Here is a 23,724-nt window from a genome sequence, read left to right on the forward strand (position 1 = left end):
AGAAAAATAGAGGATAAAACCGTTACCAGTCACAGATTTTCACCCCGTTAATCATCTCCTTTCACCCATTGCTATAGGAGCGGTGTTAAGCCTTGAGCTAACAGTTTTTTCTAGAAAATTTGAATTATTAGATACATTATAGCTATTTTTGAATAAATTTTTTGTAAACTGTGTAAAAATGTCTAGTCAATTTCATCAGGTAACAGGTATGATTAGTTGGGTAATACAAAAAACCGTGTAAACGATAATTCATCTAGGGTTGTGCAAAATTTATGACCAAAAACAGTATAGCTACCACATCTAAGGTGTTGGCATTTTCTCTGGCTACCACAGCCGTAGGCTTGATGTCAGCTTCCGCAGCTTCAGCTTCAACACTGAATATTGACTTCACACGACTACCTGGTTCTATAAATGGAGAAACCGGTGTTTTCGTAGCTGACTTAAGTAATATTGGCTTTGACATCACCTCCATCTTGATTGCTGACAGTAACAACTTAGCTGGATCTCCTGGTTTCTTAAGCGGTTTTGATTTAGATGCTGTTAAACTCAGCACCACTCTGGTTGGCAATGCGTCACAGGTTGAAGCTCTATTTGGTTTAGGAGTATTCGATTTCAGCCCTGCTAACACTACTTTTACACCAGGAAACCAACGTCCTCCTGTTTCTGCCAATTTATTTGGTAGCACTGGTGGTAATGTGAACAACACAGTTGCTACATTGGGCAGCTTTGATGGCATATTTTCTGGTACTGACCTGAATAACTTTGTTGGTAACGGATTTTTGAGCTTGGGTGATGGTGGTCAAGTTCAATTTGACCTGACTAGTGCAGTTTCTACAAACACCCCACTATATCTTTACTTTGGAGAAGTGGGTTCTGCTAATGTAAACAACCCGTCCTTAGAAACTGCGACCATCACTGTTTTAGGTGATCATGACATCGTAGATCCCGTCGATCCCACCGATCCTGTTTCAGTTCCTGAGCCTGCTAGTGTAGCTGCTTTGTCCCTAATGGGAGTTTACTTCGCATCTCGCCGTAAGCAAGCTGCAAAAACTGTATAGGTTTCGCACTGAAACCAACTAGTTGAGGATAGAAACCCCACATAACTTCTTTCCTCAAATACTCTGAGTTGTGAAAATAAGCAGCCAGACATGGGAGCATAGATTACATATCTATGCTTTTTTGTCTATGTTTCTGATTCAACTTTTGGTGATTACTTATAATAAAATCGATCAATGTAGGTTATGGCAACCGCCAAGGACGTTAGGACATAAAGTGATCATAAAAGTTATACAACGAAAGGCTTTTACCCTACTCCCTACTCCCCAGCTATATTACCTAACTTATTTATAAGTGTTTAACCCAAAATGATATCAGTCCATAATTCTACTCCACTACTACAAGTTAAAGATGTTCACGCCGGATACAGCAAAGATATAGATATTCTACAAGGGGTGAATTTTTGTGTAGAACCGGGGGAATTGGTAACAGTAATTGGCCCTAACGGTGCGGGTAAATCTACCTTAGCCAAGACTATTTTCGGGCTATTAACTCCTCACACAGGTACAATTACCTTTAAAAATGAAAATATTGCGGGGCTAAAGTCTAATCAAATAGTCCGGAAAGGAATGTGTTATGTGCCGCAAATATCGAATGTTTTTCCTTCTTTGAGTATTGAAGAAAATCTGGAAATGGGGGCGTTTGTGCGTGATATTCCCCTAAAACCCTTAAAAGATAAAATTTTTACTATGTTTCCCAGACTGAGCGATCGCCGTCGTCAACGTGCTGGTACACTATCGGGAGGAGAACGTCAAATGCTGGCTATGGGCAAAGCTTTGATGTTAGAACCAAGTTTATTGCTATTAGATGAACCTTCTGCGGCTTTATCCCCTATTTTGGTAACGCAAGTATTTGAGCAAATTAAACAAATTAATCAAACAGGTACAGCTATTGTCTTAGTAGAACAAAATGCGCGGAAAGCTTTAGAAATGGCTGACCGTGGTTATGTCTTGGAATCAGGACGTGATGCGATTTCTGGCCCTGGTCAAGAATTATTGCATGATCCCAAAGTAGCGGAACTATATTTAGGTGCAGGTAAAGCTCATTGACTTAATTTGAGTTACTTTTTAATTTAGTTTCACGCAGAGGCGCATACTTCGACTTCGCTCAGTAAGCAGAGGCGCAGAGAGTAAATGTGTAATCTCTGCGTTACTCTGGCTAATACATTTTAATATTCTGGAACTGAAGGATCTACTTCCTTACTCCAGGCGTTAATTCCGCCTTTGACATTAGTTCCTTCAATACCTGCTGCTTTGAGGATACCCAGGGCTTTGGCAGAACGTCCACCTAGTTTACAATGAGCTATTAAACGATGACCATTGAGGATTTCTTTGACCTTGGCTACACCGTCACCGTTTTCAATATCCGGTAAGGGTATTAATACAGAACCGGGAATTTTAGCAATTTCGTATTCATGAGGATTCCGGACATCTAACAGGACAAAATCTTTTGCACCGCTATCCAGTAATTCTTTCAATTCTTTGACGGTCATTTCTGAGATTTCCATCTGCTGTTTAGCCTCCTCTGCTTGTGCTTGGGGAATACCACAGAATTGTTCGTAGTCTATCAGCTTTTCAATGACTGGGCGAATGGGATTAGGACGCAGTTTTAATTCCCGGAATTTCATGTCTAGGGCGTTGTATAACAGTAATCGCCCACTGAGAGTGTTTCCCTGTCCGGTAATGATTTTTACTGTTTCTGTAGCCTGAATAATACCAATCATTCCTGGCAAAATACCGAGTACGCCACCTTCTGCACAGGATGGAACCATTCCTGGTGGTGGTGGTTCGGGATACAAGTCACGATAGTTGGGGCCGTCTTCGTAGTTAAAGACTGTGGCTTGGCCTTCAAAGCGGAAAATGGAACCGTAGACGTTGGGTTTGTTTAATAATACGCAAGCGTCATTAACGAGGTATCTGGTGGGGAAGTTATCGGTACCATCCACGACGATATCATAAGGTTTAATGATCTCTAGGGCGTTTTCGGAACTCAGGCGAGTTTCGTGTAAGTCAACCTGACAATGGGGGTTGATTTCATGTATCCGGTTTTTGGCGGATGCAATTTTGGGTTTACCTACCCAGGATGTACCGTGAATGACTTGGCGTTGCAGGTTGGAAGTATCGACGATATCAAAGTCTACAATACCAATGCGTCCGATACCTGCGGCTGCAAGATACAACAGTAATGGAGAACCTAGTCCACCAGTACCAATACATAGGACACTGGCAGCTTTTAAGCGCTTCTGTCCTTCTAGTCCAATTTCTGGCAAAATTAGATGTCGGGAGTAGCGTTCATAATCGTCTTTGGTCAACTGGATTTCATCCAGGTTGGGATTTAGCATAGGAGTTATGGAGATCACCAAGGAATATTGATCTTATCGAAAAACGATATTTTTAAGTTATGTTTTCAATTGACTCTGGTTGGAACTGGTGATGATGATCAAGAGTCCAACTTTTGACTGTGGTAGCTTTGCCGTTTTGAACGGATACTATTATATACGAGTATTCTTCCCAAGCATATAGGCGATCGCATTCTGAGGGTGTAGCGGAATTGTCGGGGTGGGAGTGGTAAATACCGATAATGTTTAAACTGCGTTCGCGTGCTGTTTTTTGGGCTTGTAACATGACTTGGGGAGCAATAGCATATCTGCTTCTGGTAGTCTGTACTTTATATTCACCGGGAAAATCTTCTGCTTGGGTATTCCAGGCGTTTTCTGTGGGGATAATATCTATGACAGTTTTACCATCCCTACCCAGATAACCGAGAATTAATCCACAGCATTCTTCTGGGTAGGTGCTTTCTGCATGGTTGCAAATTATTTGCAGGTCTTGGGGAAGGATATTTATAATCCAGCTATTCATCAAAATTGTGACTTTGCTTGTCAATATAAGATGCTAACAGTTCCTTCACTTCCACGACAGCACTAATCAGGCGATCGTAATCAGAAGATTCCAGCATCTTCAACTCATAGCAAAGCAGTAGGTAATATTCCACCTCAATTACTCCATCCCTAGCTATTTCCAGAAAATCCAGTTGCATTTCATAGTCATCGCGATCGCATCCCTGCGCTATCTTAATGGGGATAGTCGCGCAAGCTAAACGAATTTGCTGTGTTAGCCCCTGTAATTCCTCTTCTGGAAAGGTTTTAGTAATTTCATAAACTGCAACTGTGAGTTCATGCGCTTTTTCCCATTCTGGCAGTTCTCTGAAGTCTGTCATGTTTATGTTGGTATCCTTGAGGATTAATAGGGGGACCAATGCCTATTTATCATAATATGCCACTATAGCAGTTCCCATGCTCGTGAGGTACAAAGTTTTTTAGTTTTAGGGAACAGGGAACAGGGAACAAATTGGTGTGTACTTCATCAGACTGGGAAAGGCTATATCCTCTCAACTACTCATATTAAGGAGAATTAGACTTTTGTAAAAATTGGACATTTTTATTTACAACAACCGCCAAGGACATTAGAACATAAACTGATCATAAAAGTTATACAACGAAAGGCTTTTACCCTACTCCCTACTCCCCAGCTATACACTTGCCAAAATTAGCTAAAAATTCACCCATTAAGGAAACCACTGTTTCCGGTGACTCAATCAACAAGCCATGACCACAACTGTCAATCACCACCAATTCAGCGTGGGGAATACCTGCGGCTAGTTGTTGCGAAAACTTAACTGGGGTGAGAATATCTTCTCTACCAACTAAAATCAGGGTGGGACAGTGAATATTCTGCAAACGGTCTTTGGTATCGCTGCCCAGTATGGCTCGACTATGATGATAGAGTGTATGTCTAGCGGGAGCAAAAGGATAATTCACCGCCCACTCAATTAGTTGTTCTACCATACCGGGAATAGCATAAAACTTGTCAGTAAATATCCAGGGAAAAACAACTTTTTCATACAGCTTTAGGTCTATATTACCCGGCAAATCCCCCCAGGTCTCAATTATCTGATGGAATTTCCTATCACCCTGGGCGAGACTAGAAAGCAAAATTAGACTTTTTACCCTTGTGGGGTCTGATAATACTAGTTCTTGGGCAATTTGACCGCCCATCGAATGACCAACCACATTGACCTGATCTATCCCAATATAATTAAGTAATGCAGTGAGATCATTGGCCATCTGTTGAATACTGTAGGGAATATCAGGGGCTGAACTGCGACCCATCCCGCGATTATCCACCCGAATCACTTGATATTGTTCAACCAGAGATGGCATGATTAACGACCAATAGGAGCGATCGCATAAGAAACCAGCAATTAATAATAAAGGTTCACCATCTCCTTTGATATCGTAGAACAAATCAATGTCGTTAACCTGAAGTTTAGGCATAAAGAGTCAAGAAGTATCTGCCAAAATCAATTTAATGATGCAACAAAACAACCCAATTGCAGTAGAATTTCGTGATGTTACTTTTAGCCGCAACCATCGCCCTTTAGTATCTCATCTTAATTTCTCTATTAGCCAGGGAGAGGCTTTAGTATTACTCGGACGCAGTGGAAGTGGTAAAACTACCACCATGAAATTAATCAATCGCCTGTTTACACCCACACAGGGAGATGTATTATTTGATGGTATTCCTACAACTACATGGGATGCAATTAAATTGCGGCGCAATATTGGTTATGTGATTCAAGAAACTGGATTATTTCCCCATTTTACTGTAGAACAAAATGTCGGTTTAGTCCCGAAGTTGCTGGATTGGCGATCGCCACAAATTAAAATGCGGGTTTCGGAATTGTTAGCAATGGTAGGTTTAGATCCTGCACAATTTGCCAAGCGTTATCCCCATGAACTGTCTGGGGGACAAAAGCAACGGGTAGGTGTAGCCAGGGCTTTAGCCGCCGATCCGCCAGTATTATTAATGGATGAACCTTTCGGCGCACTTGATCCCATTACCCGCTTAGAACTGCAACAAGAATTTCACCGCTTACAGCAAGAATTAAATAAGACAGTAGTTTTTGTGACCCATGATATTCAAGAAGCCTTTGTTTTGGCTGACCGCATTGGGTTGATGTCTGGGGGAGAATTGGTAGTATTAGGGACAAAGGATGAATTTAAGCGATCCAAACATCCAGAAAGCCTCGCCTTTCTCCAATGTCTGCAATCACTACAGGAGAATTTATGAAGGACTTTTTCTTAATTAAGTATGCGCCAGGAATCATCCGACATACTTCGGAACATTTATTAATGGTAAGTATTGCCATCGGCATTGCTACAATCGTTGGTATTCCATTGGGTATTTTAATTACCCGTAAAACTTATCTGCGGCGACCAATTCTTACTATTGCCAATATTCTGCAAACTATTCCCAGTTTAGCATTATTCGGGTTACTAATTCCAGTGCCTGTAATTGGGGGAATTGGTATTATCCCTGCCATTGTAGCTTTAACTTTATACTCCTTTCTGCCCATTATCCGCAATACTTACACTGGTATTACTGGCGTAGATCCCGCCATTCGAGAAGCTGGGCGAGGTATGGGAATGACAGATAAACAATTGTTATTACAAGTAGAGATTCCCTTAGCTATGGGGGTAATTTTAGCAGGTGTGCGGGTAGCAACAGTAATTTCCATCGGTATTGCCACAATTGCGGCCGCCATTGGTGCTGGTGGTTTGGGAGTATTTATTTTTCGCGGAATTGCAGTGGTAAATAATCAGTTGATTTTAGCTGGCGCAGTCCCAGCCGCGATGATTGCATTAGTAGCTGATTTCGGTATTGGTTGGGTGGAACAGAAGTTAAAATTTAAAGCCTGAATTTAGTGGGGTAGAAATTTTGTAATTCTATTGATGAGATAGTATGAAAAAATATTTGACATTATGTATTTTAAGTTGTTTTTTGTTAGTGGCGATCGCCAGTTGTAATTTTAATCCTAATTCTAGCAGTGCTGGTGATATTGTTGTTGCCTCTAAAGACTTTACCGAACAAGATATTTTAGGCGAACTGTTAGCCCAGCAAATCGAAGAAACTACCGATTTAACAGTTACCCGCCGTCCCCGTTTAGGTGGTTCCTTCGTCTGCCATAATGCAATTCTCTCTGGACAAATTGACGCTTATATTGAATACACAGGCACAGCCTTTACCGCCATTTTAAAACAACCAGTAATTAATGATCCAAATGTAGTTTACGAAAAATTAAAACAGACCTATGCAGAACAATTCAATTTAGAAGTTATGCCCAGCTTAGGGTTTGAAAACACTTACGCCATGATTATTCGTGGTGAAGATGCTGAACGTTATAATATTCAAACTCTCTCAGAAGCTGCTAAATATACACCTCAATGGCGGGGAGGGTTCGGATACGAATTTGTAGAACGAGAAGATGGTTTACCCGGATTAGCACAAACCTACAATTTAAGTTTTGGTAGACCTCCCCGAATTATGGATTTAGGGTTAATATATCGGGCATTAATTCAAAAACAAGTAGATATAATTGCAGGTAATTCCACAGATGGGCAAATATCCCGCCTCGGTTTAGTGGTACTTCAAGATAATCAAAAATATTTCCCCCCTTATGAAGCGACTCCCATTGTCCGTAAAGAAACCTTAGCTAAATATCCTCAATTAATCACAGCCATAAATCAAATTACTGGTAAAATTACAGCCGATGAAATGCGACAGTTAAACAATTTAGTTGAAGGTGAATTACAGGATATTAAAACAGTCGTAAGTGAGTTTCGCAAAACAAAGGGATTAGTATCGTCATTCTAAATGTGCAAGTTCAATCTTAAAAAATCAAAAGGATTTTAACCAGTTCGTAGGGTGAGTTAGACGGCGGTTAATGATTTTTTGATGAGCAACCTTTGTTTCCGTCGTAACCCACCGCAATATCCCTAATTGAAGATTAAATCTAACCGCTTTTGGGTGATTTCTAAGGCTTCTTCTGGAGAATTTTGACCTAGTAATACTGATTCTATTGCCCGACCTAAGCTATCTGATATGCGATTATAACCTGGAAAAATGGGACGCGATCGCCCGTATTTAGCTTGGTCTAAAAATACTTGAATTGGGGGTATTTCCTGGACAAATTGCTGATATTGTGGGTCTTGGCGAGATTTGATATTAATTGGTAAATAACCAGTTCCTAATGCCAATTCTGTCTGAAATTCTGCACTCATGGCATACTCAGCAAAAGTGAAAGCGGCTTTTTCCCGTTCTGGTGTGGTTTTGAATAAAAATAGATTCTCACCACCAATGCTAGTAGCAGGTTCTTGATTCATGGGTATGGGAAAAACGTCAAAGTCTACCCCACTAGAGGTAAATTCTCCCAGACTCCAAGGGCCAGTGACTTGCATAGCCACATTACCAGCGATTAAGTCTCCGGTTTCATAGCCTCTTTCTGGGCCGGATAAAATAGCGGAACCATCGTCAATCAGATTACGCCAAAATTGCAAAGCAGCGATCGCACTGGCATTATTTTCTAACATTACGCCCCCTGGTTCTTGGACATCTCCCTGTACTAATTCACCACCACCACTCCACATAAATGGTAGCCAAGTGAAAACTGTAAATTCTCCCTTCCCCAAAGGTAAAAACATCCCATATTGATCTATGCGACCATCATTGTTGGTATCACGAGTCAATTTTTTAGCAACTTCCCGAAACTGTTCCCAAGTCCGGGGTAATTCTGTAATACCTGCGGCTTCAAACAAACTGGGACGGTAATACACAGCTAAATTATTTGTCGCAAATGGCACAGACCAAATTTTCCCCTGGTATTCCATTGATTCAAACAAGGCGGGGTCAATTTCGGCTTTAACTGGAGAATTATTCAGTTGTTCATCTAAAGGAATTAAGGCTTGCAGTTCCACTAATTGCCCGGCAATGGTAGGGTTATACCATAATAAATCCGGAGGAGCATTGCCCACCACTGCGGCTAAAATTTTGGGCGTTTGCTGGTCTTGTTGTCCTGCGTACAGTGATTCTACTTGAATATTGGCATGAGTTTGGTTAAATTTATCTACAAGCCTGTCTAAAACATCGCGGTTGGCTGGGGGATTGACACCTTGCCATAAAGTTAGATGAACTACATTGGTGTTTGCTGTGCGTAGGGTTTGACATCCAGCTAATGCTACTATGCCGACAAACAGTAACAGCAATAATTTTCTGGAATAAAATCGGAATTTATGGCTTTTTTTCCGGGATTTCTGGGGGGTGAAAAAAAGCCGAGAATAACGTCTCATAAGGGTTCGGAAAATTGAGTTAATTGGCAATAGTGAAGCTATAAAATTCAATAGGCTATCCTTTGGATTAAATTCAAAACTATATATATCCTAAACTTTGAAGTAAGAGTTAATTATTTAAGATTATGGCAGGACACAGTAAATGGGCTAATATTAAACGTCAAAAAGCGGTGGTAGATGCCAAAAAGGGTAAGACTTTCGCGCAGTTGTCTAGGGCGATTATTATTGCAGCCAGGAGTGGTGTACCAGATCCTAGCGCTAACTTTCAGCTACGCACAGCCATTGATAAGGCCAAGGCGGCGGATATTCCTAATGATAATATTGAACGGGCGATCGCCAAAGGTGCGGGAACTTTTGGGGGAGATGGCGCTAATTTTGAGGCTATTCGCTATGAAGGCTACGGACCCGGTGGTGTAGCAATTTTAATTGAAGCCCTCACAGATAATCGTAATCGCACGGCGGCTGATTTACGGGGTGCTTTTAGTAAAAATGGGGGAAATCTGGGTGAAACTGGTTGCGTTAGCTGGATGTTTGACCAAAAAGGTGTGTGTGTTGTGCATGGGGTAGAGGATGAAGAACAGCTTTTGGAAGCATCAATGGAAGGTGGGGCTGAGTCATATCAGATGACAGAAGATGACATGGCTGAGGTATTTACAGAAATGTCAAATTTAGAGGTTCTCAGTCAAACTCTCAAGGATAGAGGTTTTCAGGTAAATGATGTAGAGTTACGCTGGATTCCCAGTAATTATATCGAAATTGCTGATGCTGACCAAGGGCGATCGCTTCTCAAGTTAATTGATACCCTAGAAGGGTTAGATGATGTCCAAAATGTGACTGCAAACTTTGAAATAGCGGATAGTGTTGTGGATTTGTTGATGGTTTGACAGTAAGGGGTATTGAAAAACTTCCCCCAATACATAGCATTTCCTAGTCTAATAAAATACAAAATTATCTGCGTTTATCTGCGTCCATCTGCGTTGAGTGATTACTGCTGACTCATTTGCACGGGAATCGCTATATAGACAAATATCAAATATCCACCTGGGGAAAATGCAATCATTGTAACTACCCCAAGGATGTAAAATTTTGGTTACATTCATTAAGCATCTAGAATTTGTCCTCTTTTTATAAGGTTCTCACCATGACATCCAAAGCATCTTCCCCCCTACCTAATTTTTGTGAAGGGATTCAATATTTTGGTGAGGCGTTACCAAATTTTGAAAAATATGGTATAATGCCAGCTATAGATTCTGGCAAAAAGGCGATCGCAGACCCTACAGATCCCGCAGCCGTATATCAAACTTTACTTGCTGCTGATGCCCTCCGCTACCTCACACTGCAAGTTACAGCTAGTAAGGCATCTGGACACCCAGGCGGTTTTGCCAGTCAAGCCGAAGCTTATGCAGCCCTAGTAATGCTGGGTCACAAGAATATTATCACCGAAGTGGGACACCATGCCCCTGGATTCTATAGTGCCATGTTTTTGGATCGTTCCTTAGAAGACATGGGCATTTTTAATGTACAACAATTGCGCGATCGCTTCCGAGAAAAGCACGGACTATTAGGACACCTTTCCGGTTTCATCCCTGGTATACTCGCACCGGCGGGACCTCTAGGACAAGGACAACACTTTGCTATGTCCGCCGCTTTGCTGCATCAAGATAAATTATTCCCCTTTACTGTGGGTGATGGTGGATTGGGTGAGCCTTATATTGTCAGTGCGATCGCACACTTTAACACAGCATATCCCAGCGTCACCAACTTCTTACCCGTCATGGTGTGGAATGGTTACAGCCAAGAACATCATAGTATGGTTTCCCTCAAAACCAACGCCGAAATGAAAGCCTACTGGCAAGGAAACGGTTTTGCGGAAGTCGTATTAGTCGATGCGAAAGACTTTGACGACCAAAACCAACCAGAGGATTATGTAGATAGTACCGTCTTTTCCTTCGAGCAGCGCCTAGCCTTCACCAAAGCCGTACTTTTAGGAATGGATAAAGCCGCCCATTCAGCCTTAAATGGAAAGTTAACGGTATTCATCATTAAACAACTCAAAGGCGCAGGAGTTCACGCCTTGGGTTCCCAATCTCACAACCTGTATCCGAAAGATACCCTAGATGCGCCGCACATTATCAGTGCATTAAAAACCCGTGCGTTATCAGTAGAAGCTTGGGAATTAGTGCGGACAAATGCCGAACGCGCCGGAGGAGGCCCCGCAGCCAAAACAGTAGTTACAGAATTTGAATTACCATTAGCAGATTTAGGAAAATTACCCTTAGAAGAATATCCAGTAGGTGGAGATCCCAAAGTTGCTACAACTGTAATGGGTAAATTAGTGGGATATGTGGGTAAAAAAGATAGTAACTTCTTAGTCACCAACGCCGACGGAAACGCCGCATCAGGAATTGGTAATATTAATGAGGCATTAAAAATCATTCACCCCACCACTGATGAAACCTATCATCAAGCACCAAACGGACAAGTTTATGAACCATTGAGTGAAGATGCTTGTGCAGGTTTAGCGGCTGGTTTATCCTTAATGGGTGCGAGAACATTATGGTGTTCTTATGAATCTTTTGCCATCAACGGTGTACCAATTTGGCAAACAGTCATCCAAGCAATGGCAGAATTGCGCCGTCAAACACCGTCTAGCATAACATTATTTACAGCCGGAGCATTAGAGCAAGGGCGCAACGGTTGGACACACCAACGCCCGGAAATAGAAGCTTACTTTGCGTCACTGATGCGGAATGGAAATGTCTTCCCATTATTTCCCCCTGATGCTAACAGTATCCAAGGCTGTTATGACTGGGCTTTGCAAACAAAGAATAAGGGAATTGTGATTACAGCCAGTAAGTCACCGTTACCAATTCGCACAACTTTAGAACAAACTCGGCAAGGATTAGAAGATGGTGCAATCTTATTACAAGAAGTACCAGGAGATAAACAAGTTGTGTTTGCAGTCATTGGCGATATGACATTAATTCCTGTGTTTGAAGCGGCGGCTTTCTTAGAAACTGAAGGTATTGGAGTGAAGATTATTTCTATTATCAATCCTCGCCGTTTGTATCGTCCTGAAGATACTGCTTGGGAAACTTGTTCAGAAGCCGATGGTGGTTTTATGGATGATGCCAAATTTGCCGAATTGTTTGATGGAAGTGCCTTAATTGGTGTAACTGGTGGTGCTGCGGCGATGCTGGAACCAATTATGTTACGCAGTAATTGCAAGCGTGATACTTTCGCCTGGAAGCGTGGGGAAACTACCGCCAGTGCTGGTGAGTTGATGGCGTTTAATGGCTTGACTGCGGAAGCGTTGACTAAGCGGGCTATTGAGTTAGTCCATTAAGGATTTTTAAACCGCAGATGTACGCAGACGAACGCGCATAATTTGGCGTTTGGTTGCGTATATTTGCTGTTTGCAATATAAAATAAACATAAGATAATTTCTTAATGTTTTATATTTATAAATTTTCATAAATATAACTCTAGATTAATTTTCTACTGAACTGATCTATAAATTAAATAACAATGTTATGCGTGAACAACAAGCAGAAAAATTTCTTCAAGCTTTTCAAGAGAAAGTTCCAGGTCTGCGGAAGAAAAAACTTGTTTTTCTGTTAATTGGTCGTACAGGAGTTGGAAAGTCTAGTACGGTCAATGCACTGATAGGAAAAACAGTTGCAGAAGTTGGTGACTATGAAGCAACAACAATGGGAGTTGAATCTTATGAGTCTGAATTAGAAGGCATAAAATTTCAAGTGATTGATACTCCCGGTCTTTGCGACGATATTGAAGAAGCAGGAAGAGATCAAGAGTATTTAGACCTTATGCTTTCAAAAGTAACACAGATAGATTCAATGTGGTTTGTTAGTCCTTTAAATGAGACAAGAGTTAGGAGAGATGAGATTCAGGCAATTGAATTAATTACAAAAGCATTTGGTACTAAAGTATGGGAACACGCTGTTATTATATTCACATTTGCTAATTATGTTAATTCATCAAAATATTCAGAAGCTTTAAGAAAAAGAACAGAACTTATTCAAAAAGCAATAGCGAATTGTGAAGATGTAGGTTCAGAAGTGGCACAAGCTATTCCATCTCTAGCAGTCGATACTGAAAGCGAAACAACCCCAGATGGCGAAAAATGGCTGGGAGAACTTTTTACAAAAGTATTTTCTAGAATATCAGAACGTGCTGCCTTACCATTTTTTTTGATGATGGCAGATAGTATTAAACCAGTATCACTAAATCCATTAATAGATAATACCGTCGGTGCTTATCAAGCGAGAATAGAACTTACTGAAGAACAGAAGAAGGAAGTCAAAAAAAGAATTGATGCTTCAATTATCCCAGGTTTAGCGATAGCAGGAGCTAGTATTGGATCGGTATTCGGTCCGGCAGGTACTGCTATTGGTGGTGGAATTGGTGCTGCAATAGGATTAATTGCATGGCTTTGGGATTAAATTTATACATACTATTGAAAAAAATATTAAATATATAGTCTGTAGGGTGGGTTAGCGACAGCGTAACCCACCAAACCAATAACCTAAGCTAAAATGGTGGGTTATGTTGCAAACAAAAATCTTCACGTTCAACATATTATTCTCTGCGCCTAACCCACCCTACATCCTTTGTATCTTTAGTTCTTATACAAATAAGAGATGACATAGAAATAGAACTCTACTATGGCATAATTATCGGAATAACTTGATTTTTATTTCGTCGATACACAAGGAAATCACTATCAAAAGTTAATAAAGAACTATTTAAATACATTTCAGACATTCGCACCAAACAAGCATCCGCTAAAGACATAGGTACAGATTGATAAGTTTTGATAAGTTCCCCAATAACGGTAGCTTCTTCATCCAAATTAAAAGGTATTTTAATAACTCCATTACTCACCAAACTTATCACAGCATATTGACCACCATAAACATTTCGCAATATGAAGCAAGCTTCTGAAATAACAGCTTCACAAGTTAATAAAGGCGGTTCAATATTAGCCCATTGTGCTGTTACCCATGTATGAAAATTATCCCGGCGATTAATTGCAGCAACCAATGGTCCTGTATCTAGCAATACACATCCCTTCATCACGAACCGTAACCATCCAAATAATTTTTATTGGTAGACAAATCATTTGCTGCTTCCACACAACCAATGTATTCTTGAGCCATAGTTAAAGCCGAAACACCTGATGTTTGGGGTTGATTTGATAACCCTTGTTTGTCGATTTTCGCTAGTAAAAATTCCACAAAATCCAGCGCCTCTTGTTGCCTATCAGGAGGTAATATCCTTACCTTATCTATAATGATTTCTTCAATACTCATTTTATTTGTCCTCTAGGAGAAATAAATATAGTTGATATTTTATCACATAACACTATAATTAGCTACTATTGTAAATAGTGGCTGAGGTTGCAAAGGTCAATCATCATGTTTACCAGATTATCCGGTGCGCCTCAGTTATAATAAAATAATACCAAAAATTTTCCTCAATTTCAGACTTAAGGTTATTCATAATGCTGCAAATCATCCAAGCAACCTGTACAAACGGTGAACTTGTTTTGAGTGAAAAGCTAAGTTCCGAATTAGAGGGTAAAACCATACAAATTATGATTCTCGAACCAAGCGAATCTACTCAAGCAATAGATTCTGAAGAATCCAAAATACAGCAATTTCTAGAACGAGTTAATAACTACTCCTTCCCACTCCCCCAAAACTACAAATTCAATCGAGAAGAAATCTATGACAGATAAAATTTTTCTCGATACCAATCGCTGGATTTATCTTTATGCTAAAAATCCGCCCGAAAAATCCCAGCAAGTTGCAGAAATATTAAAAAATAATTCTTCATCGCTTCTAGTTAGCACTCAGATTTTGGGTGAATTATTTCATGTTTTAACCAGAAAAAAATTCACATCAAAAGCAGATGCTATAACAATAATATCAGATATAGTTAACACTTTTCCGATTCAGCCAATTAACACAACAGAGGTTATACAAGCATTAGAAATTAACGCAAAATATCATTATTCTTATTGGGATAGTCTGATTATAGCTACAGCTTTACTAAGTGAATGTTCCATCATCTACTCAGAATATATGCAACATAATCAGCTAATAGAGAATAAAGTAAGAATCCTCAATCCATTGATTTAATTTAATTTTGATTCAGTATTCAGTAACCAACCAAACCAATAACATAAGTGTAAATAGTGGCTGAGGTTGCAAAGGACAATCATCATGTTTACCAGATTATCCGGTGCGCCTCAGTTATAATAAAATAATACCGAAAATTTTACTCAATGTAGGAGTTAATCATGGTAATAAAATTTGAAGAAATATATAGAGATATTGATACTTTACCAGAAGAAGCTCAAACCTTACTACTTGATTTTATTCAGTTACTCAAAAAGTGTTACCCACAAACAGAGTTGGAAAATGATAATCAAGAGAAAAATCTCTATGAAAAGTTTGAGAAAATGGGATTAATTGGTTGTTGTTCTGTCGAAGAAGATTTATCAACCACTTATAAACAAGTTTTATCTAATACATTATCGACTAAATATGATCATCGTTGATACAGGATTTTGGTTAGCTCTGATTGATAAAAAAGACAATTACCATGAAATAGCTAAACAAGCTTTGAAAAAATACAACGAACCTTTAATCACAACATGGTGTGTTGTAACAGAAACCTGTTATCTTTTGCTAACTCGCAAGGGAGTTAAAGCTCAAGTTACTTTTATCAATAGTCTGAAACAAGAATTATTTACGATTTTTAATTTAGAAACTAATCATACTGCTAGAATTATTGAATTAATGGAAAAATATGCTGACCTACCAATGGATTTAGCTGATGCTTCCTTAGTAATTTTAGCAGAACATTTAGGACATGGACGCATTTTTTCAGTAGACCAACGTGATTTTAATACCTATCGTTGGAAGCAAACTTATCCTTTTGAAAATCTCCTATTTTAACGGAGAGTTTTTGATGACACTAGCATATATGATTGCAAAAGGTGAAACAGATATAGAGATTTTACAGAAATTACTGCCAAAAAATTTGATTCAAGATATCCAATTTATAGCAGGTGAAAGTTCTTATAGAGCGCGTTCTTTAGCTACTTCACTTCTAGCGACTCGAAAAATACCAGTTGCTCTTGTCATCGATGCAGATACAGATAACGAATCTCAAGTATTTGAAAAGCAAGATTTAATTAATTATGTATTAAATCTTGCATCTTCTGGTACTCCCTTTCAATTATTTTTGGCTGTTCCTCAATTAGAAATTTTATTGTTAGAAGATAAATCATTAATTGAGAAAATGGCACAAAGGAAATTTAATGATTTAGAATGGCAATTTGCACAAAGTAAACCTAAAGAATTTTTAGAGACAGTCTTAGGAAAAGAACAGTCAATAAACGAGAGAATATTTAGCAATATCAATGAGAAAGAAATTAAAATATTGCAACAACACCCATTAATACAAGAAATGATAGTTTTCTTATCATCTCTGACCTCAGACGTTATGATAACACAGCGATGATGGGTTAGCGATCGCGTAACCCACCAAAGCAATAAATATGTGTAAATAGTGGCTGAGGTTGCAAAGGTCAATCATCATGTTTACCAGATTATCCAGTGCGCCTCAGTCTGTAGGGTGGGTTAGCGATCGCGTAAGCCACCAAAGCAATAAATATGTGTAAATAGTGGCTGAGGTTGCAAAACAGTCCGTCGAACTATTTTAACTAATTTCAATAGGTGAGACATTTTTCCATTCTTCAGAGTCATTTTTTGCACACCAAAGGTCAAACTTCTGCTGAAGATTTAACCAAAGTTCCGGCGTAGTTTGAAAAGCATTTGCTAACCGCAAAGCAATATTAGGTGTTACACTTGCACGTTCATTGACAATTTCCGAAACCGTTTTTCGAGACACACCCAAAATATTAGCAAGTTCTGTCACCGTTATATTTAAAGGTTCTAAATATTGACGTTTAATCAAAGCACCAGGATGTCTAGGTTTTCTGTTAGTATTCATGTTCATAATCCTAATGATAATCCTCGTAATTTACGTCGTAAGCATCTCCATCTTGAAAAACAAAAGTTAAACGCCAATTACCAGAAACTGTAACTGAATATTCACCTTTCCTATTTCCTATTAATTGATGAAACTTAGAGCCAGGAAAATTCATATCCTCAGCTACAGATGCAGCATCTAATCTATCTAATAAATCTAACAGTTTTTAAGCATGATTTGGATTAACCCCACTTCTATTATCGTCTTCAAACAGCTTTCTTAAGCCCTTATGCTTGAAATTTCTGATCATAAGTAAAATAATAATATTTAGTGTAACCCATGAGGTTACACTCGTCAATAGTTAGCGATCGCGTAAGCCACCAAAGCAATAAATATGTGTAAATAGTGGCTGAGGTTGCAAAGGACAATCATCATGTTTACCAGATTATCCGGTGCGCCTCAGTTATAATAAAATAATACCGAAAATTTTACTCAATGTAGGAGTTAATCATGGTAATAAAATTTGAAGAAATATATAGAGATATTGATACTTTACCAGAAGAAGCTCAAACCTTACTACTTGATTTTATTCAGTTACTCAAAAAGCGTTACCCACAAACAGAATTAGAAAATCATACTTCTATTTCTCCTCTCCAAACCCTAGAATCTTTATCTGAGCTTGACCCCTGGACACAAAGCCTAATAGGTGTAATTCGCTTAGAATCAGAAAATCCAGAAGAAAGTTATGTTAATTACCTAGAGGAGAAATATAGTTGAAACGGGTATTATTTGACAGCGATGTTTTGCTGGATATTTTAGCAGAGCGACAACCGTTTGTTGTCGCCTCAGCGCAAGCATTAAATACAGTTATCAAAAAACAGGTACAAGGCTTTGTTTCAGGACACGCTGTTACTAATATTTTCTATATTTTACGTCGCCAAATTAGTAGCGAAGCAGCACGTAAATTAATAGAAACCTTATTGCAACACATTAAAATTGCCAGCGTTACAGATGAAGTAATTCACCAATCTTTGCAAAGTCCAATTAAAGATTTTGAAGATGCAGTGACAAGTGCAGCAGCAATGGCTGCAAGTTTAGATTTTCTCCCAGCTTTCCAATTTAAAAATTAAAGTTCTCATGGTTTTAGCAAACAAGACATAACCTTTTGCTTCTAAAAACAGATATACTTTAGAAGTATCTATATTTTTGAGATTAGTTAGGGCTAAATCTTCTATTAAAACAACTTTAGGCTGATATTTATCCCAGTTATTAGAAATCATAACTTGATAATCTAAACCCTCAACATCAATACTCAAGACATCAATTGTCTGTCCTGGGGGGAGATATTGATCTAAAACTTCAGCTAATGTTTGAGTTTGTAGTTGAGTTTCAGCAACTATTTTATATTTACTTCTTGTAGTAGCAAGTTCTGAGGATACGGGTAAACAAAAACTATTGAGTCCTGGTTCATCAAATTGATAATAAGTTAAAGTTTCTGGTTTATCAGATATGGGAATTTCCAAATTAATATCCCTGGGACGCAAATCATTAAAAATTTTCATGCTTCCCGGCATAGCATCAATATTAATCCCTTTCCATCCTCTGAGTAAGTAGAAATAATATGTATTAGAAAATCTTTGGGGATGATGCGCGCCGACATCTACATAAAAACCTTTGAACCTACCGTCAAACAATTCTGCAACAATCATATCCTCCCCATCTTGAGACCAGGATATTTTGTGGAAAGCATACTGGTGATTAGTATATGCGGTAGAGTATCCGAGAGCTACTTTTACAGATTGTTTAATTTTTGCAATAAATTTGCTTGTTTCAGTAGGCATATATATCTGGGGAGTGGGGAGTGGGGAGTGGGGGGAGTGTGGTTGATACCGCCATAGCTCAATTTTACTGGAAAGCGATCGCATTCTTTAACGTGCGATCGCCTGCATGAAAATTCCAATCAAAATTACCCTATATCAACCACCAGCCACAGCTGGGACAATACTGACCTCATCGCCATCTTTTAGGGGTGTATCTATCCCTTCTAAAAAGCGAATATCTTCACTATTCACATAGAAATTTAAAAAGCGCCGAGCCTGTCCTGTTTCATCACACAACCGAGCTTTGATACCTGGACAGTGTGTTTCTAAAGAGTCAAAAAGTTCGGAAACACTACTACCACTACAGGTGAGGGTAGCTTGGTTATTGGTGAATTTTTGCAGCGCAGTGGGAACTAAAACAGTAACAGCCATAGAAGTAGAAATTTAAGAATGAAAGGGGAGAGTTAAGAGTCAGATTAGCAGTTGAAAGTTAGGAAAAAACTCTTAGAGGATGTTTTAAAAGTTTTGGGCGAATATAATTCGCTACTACACAAGCAGAACGCGTAGCGGCTTCCCGTAGGGAAGTCCACCTCCGTGGACTAATGAAAAACCGAGGTTTTTAACCCGCGCAGGCGGGTTTAGTTTGTGTAGCCGCGACTTCTAGTCGCCAGGGCTAGTAATAATCGATAATTTACAAACATCCTCTTAACTCACAACTACTAAATTAAACCAAGACTTGTTGCCATTCTAAGCGGTCAAGTGTCCGAGAGCGCTCTAAGGCACGTTCAAAACTATCGAGTTTAGCGTCAATTGTCAACGGTTCACCGATATAGCCTTGGACTGCTTCTTGGGTTTTTAAACCATTACCAGTAATGTAAACCACTGTAGTTTCATCTGGATCAATTTTGCCGGCTTCGACTAATTTTTTCAGCACAGCAATAGTTGTACCGCCGGCTGTTTCTGTAAAAATGCCTTCTGTTTCTGCTAGTAGCTTGATTCCGTCAATAATTTCGGCATCGTTTACTGATTCAATATTACCGCCAGTTTTCTTGGCTAGTTCCACAGCATAAATACCATCAGCAGGATTACCAATAGCTAATGATTTAGCTATTGTATTGGGTTTGACGGGTTTAATAAAGTCTCGTCCTTCTTTGAAGGCTTCGGCTATGGGTGAACATCCTTCTGGTTGAGCGCCACTGAAGCGGACATCTTTACCTTCTACTAAACCGACTTCTACAAACTCTTGGAAACCTTTATAAATTTTTGTAAATAGGGAACCAGAAGCCAGGGGAGCAACTACATGGTCAGGAAGTTCCCATCCCAGTTGTTCTGCTACTTCAAAGCCTAATGTCTTGGAACCTTCAGAATAATAAGGACGTAAATTAATATTGACAAAACCCCAACCATGTGTATTGGCAACTTCAGAGCAGAGGCGATTTACTTGGTCGTAGTTGCCTTTAACTGCCATGAGGGTGGGACTGTAGATTAAACTACCCAAGATTTTACCAGCTTCTAAATCTGCGGGGATGAATACACAACAATCTAAACCGGCATGAGCTGCGATCGCAGCTGTAGAATTTGCTAAGTTACCAGTACTAGCACAGGAAACTGTACTAAAGCCTAATTCCCTCGCCCGGCTAAGAGCCACTGACACCACCCGATCTTTAAAGCTCAAGGTGGGCATATTTACAGCATCATTTTTAATATAAAGTTTATTTAGACCCAGGCGACGCGCCAGACGGTGGGAACGAACCAGGGGAGTCATACCTGTTCCCACATCAATCACGTTATCAGTTGCAACAGGTAAGAAGGAGCGGTAACGCCAAATAGAATTGGGACCGGCGGCAATTTTTTCACGGGTGACAGTTAGACGTAATTGACTATAGTCATATTTCACTTCCAGTGGACCAAAGCACAACTCGCAAACATGACTAGCTTTAAGTTCGTATTCTGCACCACACTCTTTACACTTTAATGCGGTGAACGTCGCGTTTGTTGCTTGGGTATCTTTGGTGATTGCCTGAGTCATAAATAAAGCCTTCCCTGTTTTGTCAGTCAACTGTGGATTGATACTAGCACGAGGCAAAATAACCGTCAAACATACCCGACTATTTTTATCGGGTATTGTTATCGTGTGGATGTGAATCCTTTAGATAGAGGAGTTGTTCAGCTATGACAGCTACTCCCAATAAAGAAAGGAATAAAGAAGCATTCTTGCAACATATCCGTGATTACTTCCGTAACACAGATCCAGAAGTTGATGCAGAACGAGTAGTGCGCTCAGTTTTCCAATTACTATCTCAACGCATTACCAGAGGGTAAATTGATGATGTGATTAATATGTTACCGCCCGCTTTGCGAGAACTTTGGCCTGAAGAAGTCCGCGCTTAAATGCATGAGGAATAGATATTTAAGGTGGAGGAAGAAGAATCTGCAAGCTAAAATAATACATAAATTATTTTTAGTTATTTTTCTTTTCTCATGACTACAGTTAGCGAATATTTATTTCAGCGATTAGAAGGCTTAGATGTGGAACATATATTCGGTGTACCGGGAGATTATGTTCTTGATTTAATGGATGTCTTGAACCAAACCTCCATAAATTTAATTTGTAATTGTAATGAATTAAATGCTGGTTATGCAGCAGATGCTTATGCACGGATCAGGGGGTTAGGTGCTGTTTGTATTACCTATGGTGTGGGTGGTTTTAGTTTAGTGAATGCTGTGGTTGGTGCTTATGCAGAACGGGTTCCCCTAGTAGTAATTAGTGGTGCGCCTAACAGTTCCGTGAAAAAAAGTAAATTGCTGTTACACCACACTACCGGAGACTATAACCTGCAACTTTCGATTATGGAAAAAATCACGGTTGCTGCTGTCAATTTGACTCAAGCTAGTCAAGCAGCAACTCAAATTGATCAAACTTTGGCGGCTTGTCTGCATTATAAACGACCTGTTTATATTGAAATTCCTGTAGATTTGGTGAATCAACCTTGCATTATTCCCGAAATTCAACTACCTCTGTCCTTAAAGTTCACAAATCCAGAAACAGAATCAGCCGCTTTAGAGGAAGCAGTAGAAGAAGCGGTCAATTTATTAGAAAAAGCACAGCGTCCCGTAATTTTAGCAGGTGTGGAATTTCATCGGTTTGGTTTAGAAAATCAATTGCTGCAACTGTTAGAAAATACTGGCTATCCTCTGGCTACCACTATGCTGGGTAAATCTTGTATTTCGGAAATGCACCCCCAATTTATTGGTAACTATGTCGGGGCTTTGAGTCGAGAAGATGTCTGTCAAAGGATCGAAACGGCTGACTGTGTGTTATGTCTGGGTGCGATTATGTCTGATATGAATTTGGGAGGATATACAGCTAACCTGGATGAGCGTAAGTTGATTAATGCTAATTCTGAGAAAGTGAAGATTAAGCATCATTTTTATCAACCTGTATATTTAGGAGATTTTATTGAGGGTTTAATTAGCAAACTTCAGAAAAAAGACCCCGAAAATTTAGATATTAAACCAGCTTGTCATGTACTTTCTGAAAGTTTTATTTCCCAACCAGAAAACAAATTGACAAATCAGCGTTTTTATGAGCGGATTAATCATTTTCTGGAAGATGATTTTATTGTAATTGCTGATACGGGAGATGCTATTATCTCGACAATGGATTTATTCATGCCTCAAAATACAGATTTTATTGGACAAGCCTTTTATTTATCCATTGGTTATTCCATTCCGGCTTGTTTAGGTGCAGCTATGGCTGATCCTCACCGTCGGTTAATGATTTTTGTGGGTGATGGCGCTTTTCAAATGACGGCTCAAGAATTATCTACGATTATTCGCTATAAATTGAACCCGATCATTTTCTTAATTAATAATGATGGTTACACTATTGAGCGGGTGATTCAAGATGGTGCTTATAATGATATTCAACCTTGGAAATATCATCAAATACCGCAAGTTTTTGGCGAAAGTTGGAGTTGTGAAGTTTCTACAGAAGGGGAATTAGAAGCAGCTTTATCCCAAGCTAAAGCCAATACTGATTGTGTTTCTTTTATTGAAATTCATTTGGATAGGTTTGATTGTTCTCCAGGTTTAATCCGTTTAGGTAAAGCTTTAGGTAAAAAGGCATAGAATCCGCTTTGATTTTTAAACTTACTTGCGTAGGTGGGGAGTAGGGAGTGGGGAGTAGGGAGTGTGGGGAGTGGGAAACACCGTTAGTAATTAACCTCCACTGACTGGAGGAATTAAGACAACTTCATCGCCATTTTGCAGGGGTGTATCTGGTGAAACGAAGCTTAAATTAATGCCAAACCGGGTGATATCACGCCATTTACTTAATTCTGGGTGTTGGGAAATCAGCCGATCGCACACTTGGCTAACTGGTGTATGCTCAGGAAACTCCAGGGTTAATTCTGCAACCTGATATGCTTCTTGATAGGCAGCAAATAACTTGACTTTTACTGTAATTGTAGATTGGGACATAAAAATCAGAATGGCTGCTGAATGTCTAGTTCTTGATAAGGCTGGGAATCGGCATCTAAATTAATGGTTTGAATAGATTCACCATTCACAAGTATGGTATAAGTAGGTGGGCGTGAAATAACCAAAATGTGTAACAATAAGTAAATACAGTAA

General features: G+C 39.4%; 30 protein-coding genes. 17 read left to right on the forward strand and 13 right to left on the reverse strand.

Annotated features, from left to right (window positions below; genetic code table 11):
- Window positions 1-272 precede the first annotated feature (272 nt).
- Both ACM0OP_RS12060 and ACM0OP_RS12065 read left to right on the forward strand, forming a co-directional pair.
- Window positions 273-1,058, forward strand: a complete 786-nt coding sequence (locus ACM0OP_RS12060; protein ID WP_414528648.1) for a PEP-CTERM sorting domain-containing protein — start codon at window positions 273-275, stop codon at window positions 1,056-1,058.
- A gap of 306 nt (window positions 1,059-1,364) precedes the next feature.
- The gene (locus tag ACM0OP_RS12065) at window positions 1,365-2,105 is read left to right on the forward strand and encodes an ABC transporter ATP-binding protein (protein WP_414528649.1); all 741 of its coding nucleotides are present in this window, start codon (window positions 1,365-1,367) and stop codon (window positions 2,103-2,105) included.
- 119 nt (window positions 2,106-2,224) lie between these two features.
- Here the strand turns inward: ACM0OP_RS12065 and moeB are convergent, their stop codons facing one another.
- The 4 genes from moeB to ACM0OP_RS12085 all read right to left on the reverse strand — a co-directional run bounded on the left by moeB (window position 2,225) and on the right by ACM0OP_RS12085 (window position 5,392).
- Window positions 2,225-3,397: a molybdopterin-synthase adenylyltransferase MoeB gene (moeB, locus tag ACM0OP_RS12070; protein WP_414528650.1), complete on the reverse strand. Its 1,173-nt coding sequence runs from the start codon at window positions 3,395-3,397 to the stop codon at window positions 2,225-2,227.
- Window positions 3,398-3,449: 52 nt separating this feature from the next.
- Window positions 3,450-3,917 (reverse strand): M67 family metallopeptidase, encoded by a 468-nt coding sequence (locus tag ACM0OP_RS12075; RefSeq protein ID WP_414528651.1) that lies wholly within the window; start codon window positions 3,915-3,917, stop codon window positions 3,450-3,452.
- Complete coding sequence (locus ACM0OP_RS12080; RefSeq protein WP_414528652.1) at window positions 3,910-4,275, reverse strand: four helix bundle protein; 366 nt, start codon at window positions 4,273-4,275, stop codon at window positions 3,910-3,912. Before ACM0OP_RS12080 ends, ACM0OP_RS12075 begins: the two co-directional genes overlap by 8 nt.
- A 301-nt stretch (window positions 4,276-4,576) precedes the next feature.
- Complete coding sequence (locus tag ACM0OP_RS12085) at window positions 4,577-5,392, reverse strand: alpha/beta fold hydrolase (RefSeq protein ID WP_414528653.1); 816 nt, start codon at window positions 5,390-5,392, stop codon at window positions 4,577-4,579.
- Between the two features lie 37 nt (window positions 5,393-5,429).
- On the opposite strand from ACM0OP_RS12085, the gene ACM0OP_RS12090 reads away from it, so the two are divergent.
- Genes ACM0OP_RS12090 through ACM0OP_RS12100 form a run of 3 tightly spaced genes read left to right on the forward strand, consistent with a single transcriptional unit; the run spans window position 5,430 to window position 7,772 of the window.
- A complete protein-coding gene (locus ACM0OP_RS12090; RefSeq protein WP_414528677.1) occupies window positions 5,430-6,188 on the forward strand; it encodes an ATP-binding cassette domain-containing protein in 759 nt (252 codons plus the stop codon).
- Window positions 6,185-6,817 (forward strand): ABC transporter permease, encoded by a 633-nt coding sequence (locus tag ACM0OP_RS12095; protein WP_414528654.1) that lies wholly within the window; start codon window positions 6,185-6,187, stop codon window positions 6,815-6,817. Before ACM0OP_RS12090 ends, ACM0OP_RS12095 begins: the two co-directional genes overlap by 4 nt.
- A 43-nt stretch (window positions 6,818-6,860) precedes the next feature.
- On the forward strand, window positions 6,861-7,772 hold the full coding sequence (locus tag ACM0OP_RS12100) for a glycine betaine ABC transporter substrate-binding protein (protein ID WP_414528655.1): 912 nt from the start codon (window positions 6,861-6,863) through the stop codon (window positions 7,770-7,772).
- Window positions 7,773-7,894: 122 nt separating this feature from the next.
- On the opposite strand, the gene ACM0OP_RS12105 is transcribed toward ACM0OP_RS12100, so the two are convergent.
- On the reverse strand, window positions 7,895-9,244 hold the full coding sequence (locus ACM0OP_RS12105; protein ID WP_414528656.1) for an ABC transporter substrate-binding protein: 1,350 nt from the start codon (window positions 9,242-9,244) through the stop codon (window positions 7,895-7,897).
- A 125-nt stretch (window positions 9,245-9,369) separates the two neighbouring features.
- On the opposite strand from ACM0OP_RS12105, the gene ACM0OP_RS12110 reads away from it, so the two are divergent.
- From ACM0OP_RS12110 to ACM0OP_RS12120, 3 genes are all read left to right on the forward strand, one after another.
- On the forward strand, window positions 9,370-10,128 hold the full coding sequence (locus ACM0OP_RS12110) for a YebC/PmpR family DNA-binding transcriptional regulator (protein ID WP_414528657.1): 759 nt from the start codon (window positions 9,370-9,372) through the stop codon (window positions 10,126-10,128).
- Window positions 10,129-10,385: 257 nt separating this feature from the next.
- Window positions 10,386-12,590 (forward strand): phosphoketolase family protein, encoded by a 2,205-nt coding sequence (locus ACM0OP_RS12115; protein WP_414528658.1) that lies wholly within the window; start codon window positions 10,386-10,388, stop codon window positions 12,588-12,590.
- Window positions 12,591-12,777: 187 nt separating this feature from the next.
- Window positions 12,778-13,707, forward strand: coding sequence for a GTPase (locus ACM0OP_RS12120; protein WP_414528659.1), 930 nt, complete (start codon window positions 12,778-12,780; stop codon window positions 13,705-13,707).
- Window positions 13,708-13,927: 220 nt separating this feature from the next.
- Here the strand turns inward: ACM0OP_RS12120 and ACM0OP_RS12125 are convergent, their stop codons facing one another.
- Both ACM0OP_RS12125 and ACM0OP_RS12130 read right to left on the reverse strand, forming a co-directional pair.
- Window positions 13,928-14,326 carry a type II toxin-antitoxin system VapC family toxin gene (locus ACM0OP_RS12125; RefSeq protein WP_414528660.1) on the reverse strand — a complete coding sequence of 133 codons (399 nt, stop codon included), beginning with the start codon at window positions 14,324-14,326 and terminating at the stop codon, window positions 13,928-13,930.
- Window positions 14,327-14,340: 14 nt separating this feature from the next.
- On the reverse strand, window positions 14,341-14,577 hold the full coding sequence (locus tag ACM0OP_RS12130) for a DUF2281 domain-containing protein (protein WP_414528661.1): 237 nt from the start codon (window positions 14,575-14,577) through the stop codon (window positions 14,341-14,343).
- 191 nt (window positions 14,578-14,768) lie between these two features.
- On the opposite strand from ACM0OP_RS12130, the gene ACM0OP_RS12135 reads away from it, so the two are divergent.
- The 5 genes from ACM0OP_RS12135 (at window position 14,769) to ACM0OP_RS12155 (ending at window position 16,798) form a co-directional block, all read left to right on the forward strand.
- A complete protein-coding gene (locus ACM0OP_RS12135; protein WP_414528662.1) occupies window positions 14,769-15,005 on the forward strand; it encodes a hypothetical protein in 237 nt (78 codons plus the stop codon).
- Window positions 14,995-15,408, forward strand: a complete 414-nt coding sequence (locus ACM0OP_RS12140; RefSeq protein WP_414528663.1) for a PIN domain-containing protein — start codon at window positions 14,995-14,997, stop codon at window positions 15,406-15,408. The genes ACM0OP_RS12135 and ACM0OP_RS12140 overlap by 11 nt, the downstream gene beginning before the upstream one ends.
- A gap of 161 nt (window positions 15,409-15,569) precedes the next feature.
- Window positions 15,570-15,830, forward strand: coding sequence for a DUF2281 domain-containing protein (locus ACM0OP_RS12145; RefSeq protein WP_414528664.1), 261 nt, complete (start codon window positions 15,570-15,572; stop codon window positions 15,828-15,830).
- On the forward strand, window positions 15,817-16,230 hold the full coding sequence (locus ACM0OP_RS12150; RefSeq protein WP_414528665.1) for a type II toxin-antitoxin system VapC family toxin: 414 nt from the start codon (window positions 15,817-15,819) through the stop codon (window positions 16,228-16,230). The genes ACM0OP_RS12145 and ACM0OP_RS12150 overlap by 14 nt, the downstream gene beginning before the upstream one ends.
- Window positions 16,231-16,243: 13 nt before the next feature.
- Window positions 16,244-16,798, forward strand: coding sequence for a hypothetical protein (locus tag ACM0OP_RS12155; protein WP_414528666.1), 555 nt, complete (start codon window positions 16,244-16,246; stop codon window positions 16,796-16,798).
- Window positions 16,799-16,996: 198 nt separating this feature from the next.
- Here the strand turns inward: ACM0OP_RS12155 and ACM0OP_RS12160 are convergent, their stop codons facing one another.
- Window positions 16,997-17,290: a HigA family addiction module antitoxin gene (locus ACM0OP_RS12160; RefSeq protein ID WP_414528667.1), complete on the reverse strand. Its 294-nt coding sequence runs from the start codon at window positions 17,288-17,290 to the stop codon at window positions 16,997-16,999.
- Between the two features lie 10 nt (window positions 17,291-17,300).
- Window positions 17,301-17,492 carry a type II toxin-antitoxin system RelE/ParE family toxin gene (locus ACM0OP_RS12165; RefSeq protein ID WP_414528678.1) on the reverse strand — a complete coding sequence of 64 codons (192 nt, stop codon included), beginning with the start codon at window positions 17,490-17,492 and terminating at the stop codon, window positions 17,301-17,303.
- Window positions 17,493-17,779: 287 nt separating this feature from the next.
- Here ACM0OP_RS12165 and ACM0OP_RS12170 point away from each other — a divergent pair, with 287 nt between their 5' ends.
- The gene (locus ACM0OP_RS12170; protein ID WP_414528668.1) at window positions 17,780-18,046 is read left to right on the forward strand and encodes a hypothetical protein; all 267 of its coding nucleotides are present in this window, start codon (window positions 17,780-17,782) and stop codon (window positions 18,044-18,046) included.
- Window positions 18,043-18,399 carry a PIN domain-containing protein gene (locus ACM0OP_RS12175; RefSeq protein WP_414528669.1) on the forward strand — a complete coding sequence of 119 codons (357 nt, stop codon included), beginning with the start codon at window positions 18,043-18,045 and terminating at the stop codon, window positions 18,397-18,399. The genes ACM0OP_RS12170 and ACM0OP_RS12175 overlap by 4 nt, the downstream gene beginning before the upstream one ends.
- On the opposite strand, the gene ACM0OP_RS12180 is transcribed toward ACM0OP_RS12175, so the two are convergent.
- The 3 genes from ACM0OP_RS12180 to thrC all read right to left on the reverse strand — a co-directional run bounded on the left by ACM0OP_RS12180 (window position 18,364) and on the right by thrC (window position 21,118).
- Window positions 18,364-19,110 carry an FkbM family methyltransferase gene (locus ACM0OP_RS12180; RefSeq protein ID WP_414528670.1) on the reverse strand — a complete coding sequence of 249 codons (747 nt, stop codon included), beginning with the start codon at window positions 19,108-19,110 and terminating at the stop codon, window positions 18,364-18,366. The genes ACM0OP_RS12175 and ACM0OP_RS12180 overlap by 36 nt on opposite strands.
- A gap of 135 nt (window positions 19,111-19,245) precedes the next feature.
- Window positions 19,246-19,521 carry a MoaD/ThiS family protein gene (locus tag ACM0OP_RS12185; RefSeq protein ID WP_414528671.1) on the reverse strand — a complete coding sequence of 92 codons (276 nt, stop codon included), beginning with the start codon at window positions 19,519-19,521 and terminating at the stop codon, window positions 19,246-19,248.
- 292 nt (window positions 19,522-19,813) lie between these two features.
- Window positions 19,814-21,118, reverse strand: a complete 1,305-nt coding sequence (gene thrC / locus ACM0OP_RS12190; RefSeq protein ID WP_414528672.1) for a threonine synthase — start codon at window positions 21,116-21,118, stop codon at window positions 19,814-19,816.
- Between the two features lie 143 nt (window positions 21,119-21,261).
- Here thrC and ACM0OP_RS12195 point away from each other — a divergent pair, with 143 nt between their 5' ends.
- Both ACM0OP_RS12195 and ACM0OP_RS12200 read left to right on the forward strand, forming a co-directional pair.
- Window positions 21,262-21,411 carry a DUF2267 domain-containing protein gene (locus tag ACM0OP_RS12195; protein WP_414528673.1) on the forward strand — a complete coding sequence of 50 codons (150 nt, stop codon included), beginning with the start codon at window positions 21,262-21,264 and terminating at the stop codon, window positions 21,409-21,411.
- Window positions 21,412-21,570: 159 nt separating this feature from the next.
- Entirely contained in the window at window positions 21,571-23,220 is a 1,650-nt protein-coding gene (locus ACM0OP_RS12200; protein ID WP_414528674.1) for an alpha-keto acid decarboxylase family protein, read from the forward strand.
- Window positions 23,221-23,310: 90 nt separating this feature from the next.
- Here the strand turns inward: ACM0OP_RS12200 and ACM0OP_RS12205 are convergent, their stop codons facing one another.
- Window positions 23,311-23,571, reverse strand: a complete 261-nt coding sequence (locus ACM0OP_RS12205; protein ID WP_414528675.1) for a MoaD/ThiS family protein — start codon at window positions 23,569-23,571, stop codon at window positions 23,311-23,313.
- Window positions 23,572-23,724: the final 153 nt, after the last annotated feature.

The sequence above is a fragment of the Nodularia chucula CCY0103 genome, assembly GCF_963923915.1.
GTDB lineage: Bacteria > Cyanobacteriota > Cyanobacteriia > Cyanobacteriales > Nostocaceae > Nodularia > Nodularia chucula.

What these genes read in the sequence shown, in the direction of transcription:
- ACM0OP_RS12120 (WP_414528659.1), top strand. Translation starts at nt 12,778, where the DNA reads ATGCGTGAACAACAAGCAGAAAAATTTCTTCAAGCTTTTCAAGAGAAA.
- ACM0OP_RS12130 (WP_414528661.1), bottom strand. Translation starts at nt 14,577, where the DNA reads ATGAGTATTGAAGAAATCATTATAGATAAGGTAAGGATATTACCTCCT.
- ACM0OP_RS12145 (WP_414528664.1), top strand. Translation starts at nt 15,570, where the DNA reads ATGGTAATAAAATTTGAAGAAATATATAGAGATATTGATACTTTACCA.
- ACM0OP_RS12115 (WP_414528658.1), top strand. Translation starts at nt 10,386, where the DNA reads ATGACATCCAAAGCATCTTCCCCCCTACCTAATTTTTGTGAAGGGATT.
- ACM0OP_RS12185 (WP_414528671.1), bottom strand. Translation starts at nt 19,521, where the DNA reads ATGGCTGTTACTGTTTTAGTTCCCACTGCGCTGCAAAAATTCACCAAT.
- ACM0OP_RS12080 (WP_414528652.1), bottom strand. Translation starts at nt 4,275, where the DNA reads ATGACAGACTTCAGAGAACTGCCAGAATGGGAAAAAGCGCATGAACTC.
- ACM0OP_RS12200 (WP_414528674.1), top strand. Translation starts at nt 21,571, where the DNA reads ATGACTACAGTTAGCGAATATTTATTTCAGCGATTAGAAGGCTTAGAT.
- ACM0OP_RS12090 (WP_414528677.1), top strand. Translation starts at nt 5,430, where the DNA reads ATGCAACAAAACAACCCAATTGCAGTAGAATTTCGTGATGTTACTTTT.
- ACM0OP_RS12065 (WP_414528649.1), top strand. Translation starts at nt 1,365, where the DNA reads ATGATATCAGTCCATAATTCTACTCCACTACTACAAGTTAAAGATGTT.
- ACM0OP_RS12180 (WP_414528670.1), bottom strand. Translation starts at nt 19,110, where the DNA reads ATGCCTACTGAAACAAGCAAATTTATTGCAAAAATTAAACAATCTGTA.
- thrC (WP_414528672.1), bottom strand. Translation starts at nt 21,118, where the DNA reads ATGACTCAGGCAATCACCAAAGATACCCAAGCAACAAACGCGACGTTC.
- ACM0OP_RS12075 (WP_414528651.1), bottom strand. Translation starts at nt 3,917, where the DNA reads ATGAATAGCTGGATTATAAATATCCTTCCCCAAGACCTGCAAATAATT.
- ACM0OP_RS12170 (WP_414528668.1), top strand. Translation starts at nt 17,780, where the DNA reads ATGGTAATAAAATTTGAAGAAATATATAGAGATATTGATACTTTACCA.
- ACM0OP_RS12110 (WP_414528657.1), top strand. Translation starts at nt 9,370, where the DNA reads ATGGCAGGACACAGTAAATGGGCTAATATTAAACGTCAAAAAGCGGTG.
- ACM0OP_RS12205 (WP_414528675.1), bottom strand. Translation starts at nt 23,571, where the DNA reads ATGTCCCAATCTACAATTACAGTAAAAGTCAAGTTATTTGCTGCCTAT.
- ACM0OP_RS12060 (WP_414528648.1), top strand. Translation starts at nt 273, where the DNA reads ATGACCAAAAACAGTATAGCTACCACATCTAAGGTGTTGGCATTTTCT.
- ACM0OP_RS12095 (WP_414528654.1), top strand. Translation starts at nt 6,185, where the DNA reads ATGAAGGACTTTTTCTTAATTAAGTATGCGCCAGGAATCATCCGACAT.
- ACM0OP_RS12085 (WP_414528653.1), bottom strand. Translation starts at nt 5,392, where the DNA reads ATGCCTAAACTTCAGGTTAACGACATTGATTTGTTCTACGATATCAAA.
- ACM0OP_RS12100 (WP_414528655.1), top strand. Translation starts at nt 6,861, where the DNA reads ATGAAAAAATATTTGACATTATGTATTTTAAGTTGTTTTTTGTTAGTG.
- ACM0OP_RS12105 (WP_414528656.1), bottom strand. Translation starts at nt 9,244, where the DNA reads ATGAGACGTTATTCTCGGCTTTTTTTCACCCCCCAGAAATCCCGGAAA.
- ACM0OP_RS12135 (WP_414528662.1), top strand. Translation starts at nt 14,769, where the DNA reads ATGCTGCAAATCATCCAAGCAACCTGTACAAACGGTGAACTTGTTTTG.
- ACM0OP_RS12140 (WP_414528663.1), top strand. Translation starts at nt 14,995, where the DNA reads ATGACAGATAAAATTTTTCTCGATACCAATCGCTGGATTTATCTTTAT.
- moeB (WP_414528650.1), bottom strand. Translation starts at nt 3,397, where the DNA reads ATGCTAAATCCCAACCTGGATGAAATCCAGTTGACCAAAGACGATTAT.
- ACM0OP_RS12150 (WP_414528665.1), top strand. Translation starts at nt 15,817, where the DNA reads ATGATCATCGTTGATACAGGATTTTGGTTAGCTCTGATTGATAAAAAA.
- ACM0OP_RS12160 (WP_414528667.1), bottom strand. Translation starts at nt 17,290, where the DNA reads ATGAATACTAACAGAAAACCTAGACATCCTGGTGCTTTGATTAAACGT.
- ACM0OP_RS12155 (WP_414528666.1), top strand. Translation starts at nt 16,244, where the DNA reads ATGACACTAGCATATATGATTGCAAAAGGTGAAACAGATATAGAGATT.
- ACM0OP_RS12195 (WP_414528673.1), top strand. Translation starts at nt 21,262, where the DNA reads ATGACAGCTACTCCCAATAAAGAAAGGAATAAAGAAGCATTCTTGCAA.